Raw genomic sequence first — 15,321 nt, forward strand, 5'->3', positions numbered from 1 at the left:
ATGACCCAGCACGATCCGTACGCACCGGGCCGCCCGTCCGGGGCTCATCCCCGTACCCCCCACGGTGAGCCGGCGACCTGGCCGGCCGAGGTGCCCGACCCGAGTTCGATACCGCTCGACTGGTCCCCGTCCGCACCCTCCGGCGAGCCGGGTGGCGCGCACGCCGCCTGGCCTGCTCCCCCGGCGGATCCAGGCGGCGCGCACGCTTCCTGGGAGCGCCCGAACGTGGGTGTCCCCCGAAGCGGACGGGACTCGTGGGCGGCCGAAGGCGCTAGTGCCCCCGGCGCTTGGCCGCCCGCGTCCCCGCAGGCTGTTGATCCCGGAGCGGGCTGGAACGACAACACCTCCCTCTCCTGGACCCCGGCCGTCGACAACCGGCCGCAGAGCCCCGCGCCGCAGCCGTGGAACAACGAGGTGGCGGAGTCCTGGAACAGCAGCACCTCGGAGTCCTGGAACAGCAGCACCTCGCAGTCCTGGTCAGCCCCGGCCTCTCCGCCTTGGAACGAAACCGTGCCCGACTCGGTCCCGCCCTCCTGGAGCGGCGTCCCCGAGCAGCCCCAGCCGTGGAACGCGGCCGCCGAGCAACCGACAGCGGCGTGGAACGCTCCGCGGGAGGTCTCCGAACCCAGCACTTCATGGCGAACGCCGGCCCAGCCAGCGCCGACCGCATGGGTGAAGCAGGGTACGCACGCACCGAACGGCCCGGTGGAGATGTCCGCCGCGGCACCGACCGGTTTCATCCAGGCAGTGCCGTCCCAGGCGGTGCCGTCCCAGGCAGTGCCGCCTCAGCCAGTGCTGTCGCAGCCAATGCCCGCCCCACCCGCCGCGCCACCGGCACACGGTGAGCCGTCGTTCCCCGGAGCAGGAGCAGGAGCAGGAGCACACGGTGAGCTTCCGTCCTCCGGGTCGAGGGCCCACGGTGAGCTTCCGTCCTCCGGGTCGAGGGCCCACGGTGAGCTGTCGTTCCCGGGAGCAGGAGCACACGGTGAGCTTCCGTCCTCCGGGTCCAGAGCACACGGTGAGCCGTCGTCCCCCGGAGCAGGAGCACACGGTGGGCCGTCAGCCTCGGCGCCGGAGCCGTGGGCGCCTGATCTCAGCGACACCCGTGGTGGCCGGAAGAAACCGAAGATGGCCATGGTCGCGGCACTTGTGGCAGCTGCGCTCGGCGGTGCCGGCGTTGGTGCCGGTGTAACCGCGGCTCTGAGCAACGACAGCAGCGCCTCGGTCCCGGCCGCACCCGGTGGCGGTGCTCCGGGGCTGCAGCAGCAGAACGGGCAGGCGCCCGCCGGTCAGGCTCCGGCGGACGGGCAGGCGCCGACGACCGCGCCTTCGCAGGGAACCTAAAAGAAAGACTTTGTTCGGGGATAGGAACGAGGGCGGTTCCCGCAGTGGGCGGCGGGGACTGCCCTCGTTTACGCGTACCCAAGAAGGGTTTAGGCCTGGCTCTCCTCGACGGAGCCGGCGGCGAGTCGCGCGCGGCGCTTCCGGATGTGGCGAACGTGCCAGAAGGCGTATCCGCCGATCGCGAGCACGAGCACCAGGATGACGGCCCAGGAGTACTTGTGGGCGTGGGCCATGATCTTGACGATGTGCACGCCGAGCAGGTGTGCCACCGTGCACCACCAGCCGACCCAGAGGGCCGCGCCGATCGCGTTGTAGAGAAGGAAGGCCCGCCACGGCATCTTGGTGATGCCGGCGATCACGCCGTTGAGTTGCCGAAGACCGTCGATGAAGCGAGCCACCACGATGATCCGGTTGCCGCGCCGGGCGAAGAACTGTTCGGCGCGCTCGAGCCGTTCCGGGGTGACGAAGATGTACTTGCCCCAGCGGTGCACGGCTTTGCGGCCGCCGCGGAGGCCGATCCAGTAACCGATGTTGTCGCCGACCACGGCAGCGACGAACGAGATGATCGCGACGAACCAGATGTTCATCCGGCCGGCGCCCGCGTAGATGGATGCCGCCACCATGATCGTCTGGCCCGGGGCCGGAACACCGAAGCTCTCCACGCCGATCACGCCGCCGATGGCGAGGTAGCCCCAGCGGTCCAGGATCGGGGCAACACTGTCCAGAAACCCGGGGAGATCGGCTGAAGGTGGCATCCGCTACACGGTAGCGCCACTGGGGAGCGTCACCACATGGACCTGTTCCCGAACCGATGTCGGACCTTTGGCGATCCGGGTCATGGTCGGCGGAATCACCCGGCGGAGTAGGGTCGCGACCTCGTTCGGTGGGTACTAGTGATCAAGGTTAAGCCCTGGCGAACAGACGTGTATCCGATTCCAACCCTTTTCGTACGGTAAATGACTCATACTTTCGGCTAGTCTTCTCTGGGCCTGTCAGTTAGAGTCTGCATAACCGAACGGCCAAGTGCGCTCGGATGGCGTTTAGAACCCGTCGTCCGATGGATATGGATCGCCCTTACCGACACCGGGCCCTCACCAGGGCCGGCTCTCCGGAAGGGCCAGGGAGGACCACGACATGACCGTGACCGAGACGAAGACGGCGGTGGCGCCGTCGACCGCCGCCAGCGCCAAGGCTCCGGTGGACAGTGCGGCCGAACTGCTCAGCGCCTTCGCCGCCGTTCCCGCCGGGCACCCGTCCCGCGCTCAGCTCCGTGACAAGGCGATCGAGGCCTGGCTGCCGCTCGCCCGTCACCTCGCGCACCGTTACTCGGGCCGCGGCGAGCCCACCGACGACCTGATCCAGACCGCGATGGTGGGTCTGATCAAGGCGGTCGACAAGTTCGACCCCGAGCGTGGAGTCGACTTCGCCGGCTATGCGATTCCGACGATCATCGGTGAGATCAAGCGGCACTTCCGGGACCGGACCTGGTCGGTGCGGGTGCCGCGCCGGCTGCAGGAGCTGCGCCTGGCGATCACCGAGGCCAACAGCACGCTGACCCACTCGCTGGGCCGTTCCCCGACAGTGCCGGACATCGCGGTGCACCTGGGCATCAGCGAAGAGGACGTGCTGGAAGGCCTGGAAGGCGCTCGCGCCTACAACGCCACCAGCCTCTCCACCCCGATCAGCGCCGACGGCAACACCGAGCTCGGTGACACGCTGGGCGGCGAGGACCACGAGTTCGAGATCGCCGAGACCCGGGTTTCCCTGGGCCCGGCTCTGGCCACCCTCGACGAGCGTGAGCAGAAGATCCTGACGCTGCGCTTCTACGGCAACCTGACCCAGTCGCAGATCGCCGACGAGATCGGCATCTCCCAGATGCACGTCTCGCGACTGCTCACCAAGGCGCTGACGAAGCTGCGTGGCCAGCTGTCCGCCGACACGATCTGATTCACGTGAATGGCGGCGCCGACCTGGTTCTTCGGGTCGGCGCCGCTGTCTGTTTATGAGCTGGTCGTACCAGTGCGAATTTTGGCGCAGCGGGCAAGATGGACGGCATGACCGCGCTGCCCGCCTCGGTGCCTCCCAAAGGTGCCGTCGAGCTGGGCAGCTGGATGATCGAGGACTATCACGGGCTGCGGATCATCCGGGCCGAGCTGCGCCGGGCTGTTGGTGAGCTGGGCCTGGTCGGCGTTTCCGCTGGTCCCTGCACTTCGGGTTCCGGGTCTTCAGCTGGTCGGCCTTCGGCCGACGACGATGATGACGACGTCGCCGAGCGGATCGCGGTGGTCGCGACCGAGCTCGCCACCAACGCTCTGCGGCACGGTCGCCCTCCAGCTTTGGTACGCCTTTTGCGGGTCACCGGTCTCTTGATCGTGGACGTTTCGGATCACGACCCGGAAAGGGCGCCGCGCTTCGACGTGGAGCGCCCTCTCGGTCAGGGCGGCCTCGGGATGTTGCTTGCCCGCACCTTCGCGGTCGAGGTCGGTTGGTACCGCGCCGGCGCCGGCAAACACGTCTGGGCGAGCTTCCCCGCCTGAATCGATCTACGGTGCGTGACCGTTGATGTACCGAGAATACAATTTCTGCTCAGATATCGACCGTGACCTCGTGCGCCACACCCTTCACGGACGGGGGAGGGGGCCGATTTGGAGGTGCGGGGAGGACCGGGTAAAGTTTTCCAAGCCGGCAGGGAAACGGGCGAGCAAGCAGGGCCGAAGTTGAGGCTCAGCGCAGCGGCCGTCCTGCCAAACCCCAGATTTGATCACGGCCCAGCGTCGTGTAATGTTCTGCGGGTTGCTCGAACGGAGTTTCGAACCGCTTAATTTCGCCGAAACGCGGATTTGACGGGCCGGAAAACGAGAGAGTAAAGTTGAACGAGTGCCCCGGAGGGCAGGCCGCGAATGCGGTCTGGTTTGATGGTGTGCGGTTGTTCTTTGAGAACTCAACAGGGTGCTTGATAAGCCAGTGCCAATAATGGCATTACCCCGACCCATCTCTTACCGGGGATGGGTGGGAGATTCCTTTGGCAACATTTGTTTGTTGCCGGGACGCTTTTCCAAAGATTTTGTTGGAGAGTTTGATCCTGGCTCAGGACGAACGCTGGCGGCGTGCTTAACACATGCAAGTCGAGCGGAAAGGCCCTTCGGGGTACTCGAGCGGCGAACGGGTGAGTAACACGTGAGTAACCTGCCCCAGACTTTGGGATAACCCTCGGAAACGGGGGCTAATACCGGATATTACTTTGCATCGCATGGTGCTTGGTGGAAAGTTTTTCGGTTTGGGATGGACTCGCGGCCTATCAGCTTGTTGGTGAGGTAATGGCTCACCAAGGCGAGGACGGGTAGCCGGCCTGAGAGGGCGACCGGCCACACTGGGACTGAGACACGGCCCAGACTCCTACGGGAGGCAGCAGTGGGGAATATTGCACAATGGGCGGAAGCCTGATGCAGCGACGCCGCGTGAGGGATGACGGCCTTCGGGTTGTAAACCTCTTTCAGCAGGGACGAAGCGCAAGTGACGGTACCTGCAGAAGAAGCGCCGGCCAACTACGTGCCAGCAGCCGCGGTAAGACGTAGGGCGCGAGCGTTGTCCGGATTTATTGGGCGTAAAGAGCTCGTAGGCGGCTTGTCGCGTCGAATGTGAAAACTCGGGGCTCAACTCCGAGCTTGCATTCGATACGGGCAGGCTAGAGTTCGGTAGGGGAGACTGGAATTCCTGGTGTAGCGGTGAAATGCGCAGATATCAGGAGGAACACCGATGGCGAAGGCAGGTCTCTGGGCCGATACTGACGCTGAGGAGCGAAAGCGTGGGGAGCGAACAGGATTAGATACCCTGGTAGTCCACGCTGTAAACGTTGGGCGCTAGGTGTGGGGGACCTCTCCGGTTTTCTGCGCCGCAGCTAACGCATTAAGCGCCCCGCCTGGGGAGTACGGCCGCAAGGCTAAAACTCAAAGGAATTGACGGGGGCCCGCACAAGCGGCGGAGCATGCGGATTAATTCGATGCAACGCGAAGAACCTTACCTGGGTTTGACATCGCCGGAAAACTCGTAGAGATACGGGGTCCTTCGGGGCCGGTGACAGGTGGTGCATGGCTGTCGTCAGCTCGTGTCGTGAGATGTTGGGTTAAGTCCCGCAACGAGCGCAACCCTCGTCCCATGTTGCCAGCATTTAGTTGGGGACTCATGGGAGACTGCCGGGGTCAACTCGGAGGAAGGTGGGGATGACGTCAAGTCATCATGCCCCTTATGTCCAGGGCTTCACGCATGCTACAATGGCCGGTACAAAGGGCTGCGATACCGTGAGGTGGAGCGAATCCCAAAAAGCCGGTCTCAGTTCGGATCGGGGTCTGCAACTCGACCCCGTGAAGTCGGAGTCGCTAGTAATCGCAGATCAGCAACGCTGCGGTGAATACGTTCCCGGGCCTTGTACACACCGCCCGTCACGTCACGAAAGTCGGCAACACCCGAAGCCGGTGGCCTAACCCCTTGTGGGAGGGAGCCGTCGAAGGTGGGGCTGGCGATTGGGACGAAGTCGTAACAAGGTAGCCGTACCGGAAGGTGCGGCTGGATCACCTCCTTTCTAAGGAGCAACTTTCCGCGAAAGCGGACAGTAGCCCGCACCGCCCGAATGTGGTGGTGGGGTGCTCAAAGGCGGAGACACTGGCCAGTTATCTGCCGGCAACGGCCGAATCAGTCTTAGTACACGCAGCTTGCTGTGAAGGAACGGGCTCTCGGTGCGGCTGGGAGACGGCGAAAAACAAGCATCCTGTTGGGTATCTGAAAGAACAACCTTTGTGGTTGGTCTTCAATGCCAGGCATGACCTGGTTCTTTATACCGCTCAGCTTGCTGGGGTTTTGGTGGAGAACTGATCGGGTTGTGGGTTGGTCGTTGGTTGAGAATTGCACAGTGGACGCGAGCATCTTGTTTTTTGTGGTTAAGTTGTCAAGGGCGAACGGTGGATGCCTTGGCACCAGGAGCCGATGAAGGACGTGGGAGGCCGCGATAGGCCTGGGGGAGCTGCCAACCTAGCTGTGATCCCAGGGTGTCCGAATGGGGAAACCTAGCACGAGTCATGTCGTGTTATCCGTGCCTGAATTCATAGGGCATGTGAGGGGAACGCGGGGAAGTGAAACATCTCAGTACCCGTAGGAAGAGAAAACAACCGTGATTCCGTGAGTAGTGGCGAGCGAAAGCGGATCTAGCCTAAACCAGATACGTGTGATACCTGTCAGGGGTTGCGTATTCGGGGTTGTGGGACCCACTTGATTGTTCTGACAGACAGTCGAAGAGTTACAAAGTTTCATGCTAGTCGAACGACGTGGGAAAGTCGGCCGTAGACGGTGAGAGCCCGGTAGACGAAAGTGTGTGACCTCTTTGTGGTGTTCCCGAGTAGCAGCGGACTCCTAGAATCTGCTGTGAATCTGCCAGGACCACCTGGTAAGGCTGAATACTTCCTGGTGACCGATAGCGGACAAGTACCGTGAGGGAATGGTGAAAAGTACCCCGGGAGGGGAGTGAAATAGTACCTGAAACCGTTCGCCTACAATCCGTCAGAGCCACCCTAGCAGTGGTGATGGCGTGCCTTTTGAAGAATGAGCCTGCGAGTTAGTGGCATGTGGCGAGGTTAACCCGTGTGGGGTAGCCGTAGCGAAAGCGAGTCTGAAGAGGGCGCTCTTTAGTCGCATGTTCTAGACCCGAAGCGGAGTGATCTAGCCATGGGCAGGTTGAAGCGTGGGTAAGACTACGTGGAGGACCGAACCCACCAACGTTGAAAAGTTGGGGGATGACCTGTGGTTAGGGGTGAAAGGCCAATCAAACTCCGTGATAGCTGGTTCTCCCCGAAATGCATTTAGGTGCAGCGTCGCGTGTTTCTTGCCGGAGGTAGAGCACTGGATGGTCTAGGGGGCCCACAAGCTTACTGAAATCAGCCAAACTCCGAATGCCGGTAAGTGAGAGCGCGGCAGTGAGACTGCGGGGGATAAGCTTCGTAGTCGAGAGGGAAACAGCCCAGATCGCCAGCTAAGGCCCCTAAGCGTGTGCTAAGTGGAAAAGGATGTGGGATCGCATTGACAACCAGGAGGTTGGCTTAGAAGCAGCCACCCTTTAAAGAGTGCGTAATAGCTCACTGGTCAAGTGGTTCCGCGCCGACAATGTAGCGGGGCTCAAGCACACCGCCGAAGCTGTGGCATTCACATATTAACTTAGCTTGGTCCCTTGAGGATCTTGTTCAGGTGTGTGGATGGGTAGGGGAGCGTCGTATGGCGGGTGAAGCGGCGGAGTGATCCAGCCGTGGACGCCATACGAGTGAGAATGCAGGCATGAGTAGCGAATGAAGGGTGAGAACCCCTTCCGCCGGATGACCAAGGGTTCCAGGGGCAGGCTAATCCGCCCTGGGTGAGTCGGGGCCTAAGGCGAGGCCGAGAGGCGTAGTCGATGGATAACGGGTTGATATTCCCGTACCCGCGTAGAAGCGCCCAAGACGAACCTCATAGTACTAACTATTTGATCAATTCAATGGCTTCGGCCGGCGATGCGGGATTCTAGGACCTTTGTGGGTAGTAGTTTAGCGATGGGGTGACGCAGGAAGGTAGATGATCCCGGCCGGTGGTTGTGCCGGGGTAAGCGTGTAGGCCGTACCGTAGGCAAATCCGCGGTGCATATGAGGCTGAGACGTGATGCCGAGCCGTTCTGGTGAAGTCATTGATCCTATGCTGCCGAGAAAAGCCTCTAGCGAGCTTCGAGCGGCCCGTACCCTAAACCGACACAGGTGGTCAGGTAGAGAATACCGAGGCGACGGGTGAACTGTGGTTAAGGAACTCGGCAAATTGCCCCCGTAACTTAGGGAGAAGGGGGGCCGGACGCGTGAAGCCCCTTGCGGGTGGAGCGTGGTATGGCCGCAGAGAGCAGGGGGAAGCGACTGTTTACTAAAAACACAGGTCCATGCGAAGTCGTAAGACGATGTATATGGACTGACGCCTGCCCGGTGCTGGAACGTTAAGGGGACCTGTTAGCGAGTAATCGCGAGGCGGAGAACTTAAGCGCCAGTAAACGGCGGTGGTAACTATAACCATCCTAAGGTAGCGAAATTCCTTGTCGGGTAAGTTCCGACCTGCACGAATGGCGTAACGACTTCCCCACTGTCTCAACCACAGGCCCGGCGAAATTGCAGTACGAGTAAAGATGCTCGTTACGCGCGGCAGGACGGAAAGACCCCGGGACCTTTACTATAGCTTGACATTGGTATCCGAATTTAATTGTGTAGGATAGGTGGGAGCCGGTGAAGCTCGGACGCCAGTTCGGGTGGAGGCATTGTTGAAATACCACTCTGTTGGGTTTGGGTATCTAACTTGCGGCCCTGATCGGGTCGAGGGACAGTGTCTGGTGGGTAGTTTAACTGGGGCGGTTGCCTCCTAAAGGGTAACGGAGGCGCCCAAAGGTTCCCTCAGCCTGGTTGGCAATCAGGTGTTGAGTGTAAGTGCATAAGGGAGCTTGACTGTGAGACTGACGGGTCGAGCAGGGACGAAAGTCGGGACTAGTGATCCGGCACTTGCGTGTGGAAGCGGTGTCGCTCAACGGATAAAAGGTACCCCGGGGATAACAGGCTGATCTTCCCCAAGAGTCCATATCGACGGGATGGTTTGGCACCTCGATGTCGGCTCGTCGCATCCTGGGGCTGTAGCAGGTCCCAAGGGTTGGGCTGTTCGCCCATTAAAGCGGTACGCGAGCTGGGTTTAGAACGTCGTGAGACAGTTCGGTCCCTATCCGCCGTGCGCGTTGGATACTTGAGAAGGGCTGTCCCTAGTACGAGAGGACCGGGACGGACGAACCTCTGGTGTGCCAGTTGTTCCGCCAGGAGCATGGCTGGTTGGCTACGTTCGGAAGGGATAACCGCTGAAAGCATCTAAGCGGGAAGCCTGCTTCGAGATGAGGTATCCCACCACCTTGAGTGGGTAAGGCTCCCAGTAGACTACTGGGTTGATAGGCCGGAAATGTAAGCACGGTAACGTGTTGAGTTGACCGGTACTAATAGGCCGAGGGCTTAACCACCCTAAATTTTATGCTTACGCGTCCACTGTGTGATTCACAGCAAACGAACAACCACCCCGGGTTCGAGAACCGGGTTGCTGGTTGGTCATTCTGCTGACCGTTGTTTCGGTGGTCATAGCGGAGGGGAAACGCCCGGTTACATTCCGAACCCGGTAGCTAAGCCCTCCAGCGCCGATGGTACTGCACTCGGGAGGGTGTGGGAGAGTAGGACGCCGCCGGACTCAACTTGTATGAAAGCCCACCCGGGTATCCGGGTGGGCTTTCTGCGTTTCTGCGCCGTTTTTTGCTGCCGGCTTGGACGGTTTCGGGGCGGGGATAGGCCACGCAGGGCGGTCAGGCTTGATCCCTGCGTGGCCTATCCCCGCCCCAAAACCTTGCCTACTCGATCGACTTTCGGTCACCCTGGGTGGTCGAGGAAACTCGGCGGCCTTTGCGGGTCCACGCCGGCATTGATTACTGCTTGCGGTATTTCACGCGAGGCGACTCCCGCACTGTGACGGCTCGCCACTCGCGCTTGCTCGCCACTCGCGCTTGCTCGCCACTCGCGCTTGCTCGCCACTCGCCCTTGCTCGCCACTCGTCCTTGGCGGCTTGCTTGTCTGCTCTTATTCGATAGGTCCCGCTGGTCTTGGCGGCCGCTTGTGTCGTCTGCGCGGGTCGTGCTTCCGATCTTGTGGACTTGGCCGGACCGTTGGCGGGGAAGTCCACAAGATCTGTGAGGGCGTGGGTGCTAGGGCGTGGGTGCTAAGGCGTGGGTGGGCAGGCGGGTGGGCAGGTGGGGTGGGTGGGGTTTGTGGTTGGGGTCGCGTTTTTGGGTCGGGTTTGAGTGCGCGCGGGGGCTGGGGCTGGCCGGTATGCTTTGGGTGGGCCGTGACTGGCGCGTTCGGATGGTTGACCATCGGGGAGCGGCTCCGTCGAGACGACGACTTGCCGTGCGCCTGGGCCTCTTCGCTACGTGATAGGGAGGTCCTATGTCTGAGCTTAATGCCGAATCCACCGCCTTTCGGGCTGCGCTTGAGGTTGTCCGCTCGGTTGAGCCGCGGATCGCTGATGCGATTGCGCAGGAGCTCACCGATCAGCGTGAGTCTCTGAAGCTGATCGCGAGTGAGAACTACGCTTCGCCGGCCGTGCTGCTCGCGATGGGCAACTGGCTTTCCGACAAGTACGCCGAGGGCACCATCGGCCGCCGTTTCTATGCCGGCTGCCAGAACGTGGATACCGTCGAGTCGGTTGCTGTCGAGCACGCCAAGGCGCTGTTCGACGCGCCGTACGCCTATGTGCAGCCGCACTCCGGCATCGACGCGAACCTGGTCGCCTACTGGGCCATTCTCGCCGACCGGGTCGAGGTGCCGTACCTTAAGAAGTTCGAGAAGCGGCAGATCAACGACCTGACCGACGCCGAGTGGGCCGAGCTGCGTCAGGCTTTCGGCAACCAGCGGCTGCTCGGCATGTCGCTTGACGCCGGTGGTCACCTCACGCACGGTTTCCGCCCCAACATCTCCGGCAAGATGTTCGACCAGCGCAGCTATGGCGTCGACCCGGGCACCGGGCAGATCGACTACAAGGCGCTGCTGGAGTCCGCCAAGGAGTTCAAGCCCGCGGTGATCGTGGGTGGCTACTCGGCGTACCCGCGCAAGGTGAACTTCGCGACCATGCGCGAGATCGCCGACGAGGTCGGCGCGACCTTCATGGTCGACATGGCGCACTTCGCCGGTCTGGTCGCTGGTGGCGTGTTCACCGGTGACTACAACCCGATCCCGCACGCGCACATCGTCACGACGACCACGCACAAGAGCCTGCGTGGCCCGCGTGGTGGCGCCGTGCTCTGCCAGCCCGAGCTCGCGTCGCAGGTCGACCGCGGTTGCCCGATGGTGCTCGGCGGCCCGCTGCCGCACGTCATGGCGGCGAAGGCGATCGCGTTCGCCGAGGCCCGCCGGCCGGAGTTCTCCACCTACGCGCAGCAGATCGTCACGAACAGCCAGGCGCTCGCCGAGGGCCTGCTGAAGCGGGGTGTGCAGCTGGTCTCCGGCGGCACCGACAACCACCTCGTGCTGATCGACGTGCACCCGTTCGGCATCACCGGCCGGCAGGCCGAGCAGGCCCTGCTGGACAGCGGCATCGTGACGAACCGCAACGCGATCCCCTCCGACCCGAACGGCGCCTGGTACACCTCCGGCATCCGCGTCGGCACCCCGGCTCTGACCAGCCGCGGCCTCGGCGTGTCCGAGATGGATCAGATCGCCGAGCTCATCCACACGGTTCTGTCAGCCACCTCTCCGGCCGAGGGCTCGAAGGCGAAGTTCAGCCTGGACGCCGCCCTCTCCGACCGGGTCAGCAAGCAGGCCACCGAGCTGCTCGCGCCGTTCCCGCTCTACCCGTCGGTCACCCTGGGCTGACCGCCTACGCGACAACGCCGCCTCCGCGAGCCCCAAGCTCACGGAGGCGGCTTCTTTTTGTACATCTTTATTCGGTACGCCCAAAGTGCCTGTTGTGACGGCCGCCAGCGGAACCGGTTCCGACCAAGCCGTTATCCCGCAAAGCCGCAACCGTCATGGCGCGAAACGGAACCGTGATGACCTGCGCCAATCCTGTTGATCTCTCGGCGAGGGCCGGAAATCGCATCCAGCCGGTACCGGTTCCGGAACCCGGCAACATCCTGGACATCGATCGGTAACGACTTCTAGCGTCGGTTTGGGTGAGCGCTCTCCCAAGATCCGTTCCCAACTCCCCGTCCTAGGAGTACCCATGACCGTCTCACGGAGACGCTCCCCTTGGCGCCTCGGCGCTGCCGCCGGCCTGGTCGCCGTCCTGGTCGCGGGGTTCACCGCGATCACCGCAACCGGCGCACAGGCCGCCGAGGTCCTGCTGTCCCAGGGCAAGCCGGCCACCGCCTCCTCCACCGAGGCGGCCGGCGCGTACCTGGCGTCCGAGGCTGTCGACGGCAACACCGGCACCCGCTGGTCGTCGGCCTTCTCCGACCCGCAGTGGATTCAGGTGGACCTCGGCACTTCCCAGCCGATCACCCGGGTCGAGCTGAACTGGGAGACGGCGGCCGCGAAGGCGTACCAAATCCAGGTCTCGGAGAACGCGACCAGCTGGACCACCATCTATTCGACCACCACCGCGACCGGCGGCAACCAGTCGCTGGCGGTCAGCGGCACCGGCCGCTACGTCCGGATGTACGGCACCCAGCGAACCACCGGCTACGGATACTCGCTCTTCGAGTTCAAGGTCTTCGGCGAGACCACGACGCCGACGATCCCCGGTGGTGGCAGCCTCGGCGCCAACGTCGTGGTCTTCCATCCGTCGATGTCGTCGGCGAGCATCCAGGCCCGCGCCGACCAGATCTTCGCCCAGCAGGAGACGGCCCAGTTCGGCACCGGCCGGTACGTCCTGGCGTTCCAGCCGGGCACCTACAACGGCCTGAACATTCAGGTCGGCTTCTACACCTCGGTGATCGGTCTCGGTCAGAACCCGCAGGACGTGCGAATCAACGGGGACATCACCGTCGATGCCGGCTGGTTCCAGGGCAACGCCACCCAGAACTTCTGGCGCTCGGTGGAGAACATCTCCGTCTACCCGGTCAGCGGTGCCAACCGCTGGGCCGTCTCGCAGGCCGCGCCATTCCGCCGGATGGACATCCACGGCGACCTGAACCTGGCGCCGAACGGGTACGGCTGGGCGTCCGGCGGTTACATCTCGGATTCCCGGATCAGCGGTTCCGAGGGGCAGTACTCGCAGCAGCAGTGGTTCACCCGCAACAGCCAGATCGGCTCGAACACCAACGCCGTCTGGAATCAGATGTTCGTCGGTGTGCAGGGTGCGCCGGCGCAGGGCTTCCCGAACCCGCCGTACACCACTATCCCGGCCACTCCGGTGATCCGGGAGAAGCCCTACCTCTACAACGGCGGCGTCTTCGTGCCGAGCCTCCAGTCGAACACCTCCGGTGTGACCTGGGCGAACGGCAACACCCCGGGCAGCACGCTCCCGCTGTCGCAGTTCTACGTCGCCAAGCCCGGTGACTCGGTCGCGACGATCAACGCGGCGCTGGCGCAGGGGCTGAACCTTCTCTTCACACCGGGCATCTACCAGATCAACCAGACCATCAACGTGACCCGGGCGAACACCGTGGTCCTCGGTCTCGGTTACGCGACGCTGATCCCGGTCGGCGGCGTCACGCCGATGCAGGTGGCCGATGTGGACGGCGTGAAGATCGCCGGCATCCTGTTCGACGCCGGCACCACCAACTCGGCGAACCTGCTGGTGCTCGGCCCGGCGGGTTCGAACGCCAGCCACGCCGCGAACCCGAGCACGGTCCAGGACGTCTTCTTCCGGATCGGCGGTTACATCGCCGGCAAGGCCACCAACAGCCTGCTGGTCAACAGCAACAACGTCATCATCGACCACATCTGGGCGTGGCGTGCCGACCACGGCAACGCCGGCACGTACGGCTGGACGATCAACACGGCTGACTCCGGGCTGATCGTCAACGGGCAGAACGTCACGGCGTACGGCCTGTTCGTCGAGCATTACCAGAAGTACGAGGTGCAGTGGAACGGCAACGGTGGCCGGACGTACTTCCTGCAGAACGAGAAGCCGTACGACCCGCCGACCCAGGCGGCCTGGCGTACCGGTGCGAACGGTTACGCGGCGTACAAGGTGGCGGACTCGGTGACCACGCACGAGGCGTGGGGGATGGGTAGTTACTGCTACTTCAACGTGAACCCGTCGATCCATGCGGATCGGGGCTTCGAGGTGCCGGTGAACGCAGGGGTGAAGCTGCACAACCTGCTGACCGTCTCGCTCGGCGGCAACGGGGTCATCGACCACGTCGTCAACAACACCGGCGGTCCTGCTCAGGGCACGGCGACCGTACCGTCGTACGTGGTCAATTTCCCGTAACCAGGATCTCTCCGCTGCCTCGCGCGATCAGGGTTGTCGCCACCCGGATCTCGCGCGGCGGGCCGTCGTGGCCGTCGATGCGCTCGAAGAGCGCGCCGGCGGCCACGCGGCCTATCCGGGCGGGGTACTGTGCGATCACGGTGACCGCCGGTTCGAGCAGGTCAGCGAGGGGGAAGTCGTCGAATCCGACAAGCGCGACCGAGCGGTGCCGGTCCAGTCGCCGCAGTGCCCGGACCGCGCCGATGGTGATCAGGTTCTGGCTGGTGAAGAGGGCGGTCGGTGCGTCGGCGCGGCGTAACAGCGCGATCGTGGCGCGCTCGGCTGCCGCCTCGCCGCGTAGTCCGTGCACGACCGGTCCGGACCGGTGGCCGAGCGCCTGCAGATAACCGCGGAAGCGTTCCCGCGCGGTCGGTATCCGCTGGTTGTCGCCGAGGAACGCGATCCGCCGGTGCCCGTGCGCGACGAGGTGACGGACCGCGGCGGCTGCGCCCGCGACGTTTGTGGAGACCACCGTGTCGGCCAGGAATCCGGACGGCTGCCGGTCCACGAAGACGATCGGGGTGCCGGTGAAACGGCTCAGGTATGTCTGATCAGAACCGGTCGGGGCGACGATGAGCCCGTCGGTCTGCCGCTGCCGGAACGCCCGCGCCAACTCGCGTTCCCGTCGCTCGTCCTCGCCGAGGCTGCCGGTCAGCACATCCACACCGCGAGCGTGCGCCTCCTCCTCGATCGCCCGGTGCAGCACACCGGAGAACGGGTTGGACACGTCCTCCAGCAGTACGCCGATCATCCTGGTGCGACGGTCGTTGCGGCGCAGCAGGCTGGCGCCCAGGTGCGGGCGGTAATCCAGGGTTTCGACGGCGGCGCGTACCCGGGCGGCGAGGTCCGGGGTGACGGTGGGCTCGCCGTTCACCACCCGGGAGACGGTCTTCAGGCTCACGCCGGCGGTACGCGCCACATCGTTCATGGTCGGCCGACTCATAGCGACTCCCGTGGATCATCACGCAGTGCAACACATTGGAAACTCAT

At 63.4% G+C, this 15,321-nt stretch carries 8 protein-coding genes, 3 rRNA genes and 1 riboswitch; of the genes, 8 read left to right on the forward strand and 3 right to left on the reverse strand.

Annotated features, from left to right (window positions below):
• Positions 1-44: 44 nt before the first annotated feature.
• Positions 45-740, reverse strand: a complete 696-nt coding sequence (locus ACQP2E_RS02030) for a hypothetical protein (protein ID WP_433828191.1) — start codon at positions 738-740, stop codon at positions 45-47.
• A 388-nt stretch (positions 741-1,128) separates the two neighbouring features.
• On the opposite strand from ACQP2E_RS02030, the gene ACQP2E_RS02035 reads away from it, so the two are divergent.
• Positions 1,129-1,344 carry a hypothetical protein gene (locus ACQP2E_RS02035; RefSeq protein WP_433828192.1) on the forward strand — a complete coding sequence of 72 codons (216 nt, stop codon included), beginning with the start codon at positions 1,129-1,131 and terminating at the stop codon, positions 1,342-1,344.
• 89 nt (positions 1,345-1,433) lie between these two features.
• On the opposite strand, the gene ACQP2E_RS02040 is transcribed toward ACQP2E_RS02035, so the two are convergent.
• The gene (locus tag ACQP2E_RS02040; RefSeq protein ID WP_433828193.1) at positions 1,434-2,099 is read right to left on the reverse strand and encodes a DedA family protein; all 666 of its coding nucleotides are present in this window, start codon (positions 2,097-2,099) and stop codon (positions 1,434-1,436) included.
• Between the two features lie 379 nt (positions 2,100-2,478).
• Here ACQP2E_RS02040 and ACQP2E_RS02045 point away from each other — a divergent pair, with 379 nt between their 5' ends.
• The 7 genes from ACQP2E_RS02045 to ACQP2E_RS02075 all read left to right on the forward strand — a co-directional run bounded on the left by ACQP2E_RS02045 (position 2,479) and on the right by ACQP2E_RS02075 (position 14,292).
• Positions 2,479-3,291, forward strand: a complete 813-nt coding sequence (locus tag ACQP2E_RS02045) for an RNA polymerase sigma factor SigF (protein ID WP_111652103.1) — start codon at positions 2,479-2,481, stop codon at positions 3,289-3,291.
• Between the two features lie 107 nt (positions 3,292-3,398).
• Entirely contained in the window at positions 3,399-3,881 is a 483-nt protein-coding gene (locus tag ACQP2E_RS02050) for an ATP-binding protein (RefSeq protein ID WP_433828194.1), read from the forward strand.
• Positions 3,882-4,408: 527 nt separating this feature from the next.
• Positions 4,409-5,923 (forward strand): 16S ribosomal RNA (locus ACQP2E_RS02055).
• A gap of 353 nt (positions 5,924-6,276) precedes the next feature.
• Positions 6,277-9,391: ribosomal RNA gene (locus ACQP2E_RS02060) — 23S ribosomal RNA — on the forward strand.
• A 104-nt stretch (positions 9,392-9,495) separates the two neighbouring features.
• Positions 9,496-9,612 (forward strand): 5S ribosomal RNA (rrf, locus tag ACQP2E_RS02065).
• Together the 16S, 23S and 5S rRNA genes form the textbook arrangement of a ribosomal RNA operon.
• 638 nt (positions 9,613-10,250) lie before the next feature.
• Positions 10,251-10,341: riboswitch (ZMP/ZTP riboswitch) on the forward strand.
• A 20-nt stretch (positions 10,342-10,361) separates the two neighbouring features.
• A complete protein-coding gene (locus ACQP2E_RS02070) occupies positions 10,362-11,786 on the forward strand; it encodes a glycine hydroxymethyltransferase (protein WP_433828195.1) in 1,425 nt (474 codons plus the stop codon).
• 349 nt (positions 11,787-12,135) lie between these two features.
• Complete coding sequence (locus tag ACQP2E_RS02075) at positions 12,136-14,292, forward strand: discoidin domain-containing protein (RefSeq protein WP_433828196.1); 2,157 nt, start codon at positions 12,136-12,138, stop codon at positions 14,290-14,292.
• Here the strand turns inward: ACQP2E_RS02075 and ACQP2E_RS02080 are convergent.
• Positions 14,279-15,274: a LacI family DNA-binding transcriptional regulator gene (locus tag ACQP2E_RS02080; RefSeq protein ID WP_433828197.1), complete on the reverse strand. Its 996-nt coding sequence runs from the start codon at positions 15,272-15,274 to the stop codon at positions 14,279-14,281. The two genes, ACQP2E_RS02075 and ACQP2E_RS02080, sit on opposite strands and share 14 nt — an antisense overlap.
• Positions 15,275-15,321: the final 47 nt, after the last annotated feature.

It is taken from the genome of Actinoplanes sp. CA-015351 (assembly GCF_050955685.1).
In the GTDB taxonomy this organism is placed as follows: domain Bacteria; phylum Actinomycetota; class Actinomycetes; order Mycobacteriales; family Micromonosporaceae; genus Actinoplanes.

Coding starts and splice junctions, on each gene's coding strand:
- ACQP2E_RS02075 (WP_433828196.1), top strand. CDS start 12,136: ATGACCGTCTCACGGAGACGCTCCCCTTGGCGCCTCGGCGCTGCCGCC.
- ACQP2E_RS02050 (WP_433828194.1), top strand. CDS start 3,399: ATGACCGCGCTGCCCGCCTCGGTGCCTCCCAAAGGTGCCGTCGAGCTG.
- ACQP2E_RS02045 (WP_111652103.1), top strand. CDS start 2,479: ATGACCGTGACCGAGACGAAGACGGCGGTGGCGCCGTCGACCGCCGCC.
- ACQP2E_RS02035 (WP_433828192.1), top strand. CDS start 1,129: ATGGCCATGGTCGCGGCACTTGTGGCAGCTGCGCTCGGCGGTGCCGGC.
- ACQP2E_RS02030 (WP_433828191.1), bottom strand. CDS start 740: ATGAAACCGGTCGGTGCCGCGGCGGACATCTCCACCGGGCCGTTCGGT.
- ACQP2E_RS02040 (WP_433828193.1), bottom strand. CDS start 2,099: ATGCCACCTTCAGCCGATCTCCCCGGGTTTCTGGACAGTGTTGCCCCG.
- ACQP2E_RS02070 (WP_433828195.1), top strand. CDS start 10,362: ATGTCTGAGCTTAATGCCGAATCCACCGCCTTTCGGGCTGCGCTTGAG.
- ACQP2E_RS02080 (WP_433828197.1), bottom strand. CDS start 15,274: ATGAGTCGGCCGACCATGAACGATGTGGCGCGTACCGCCGGCGTGAGC.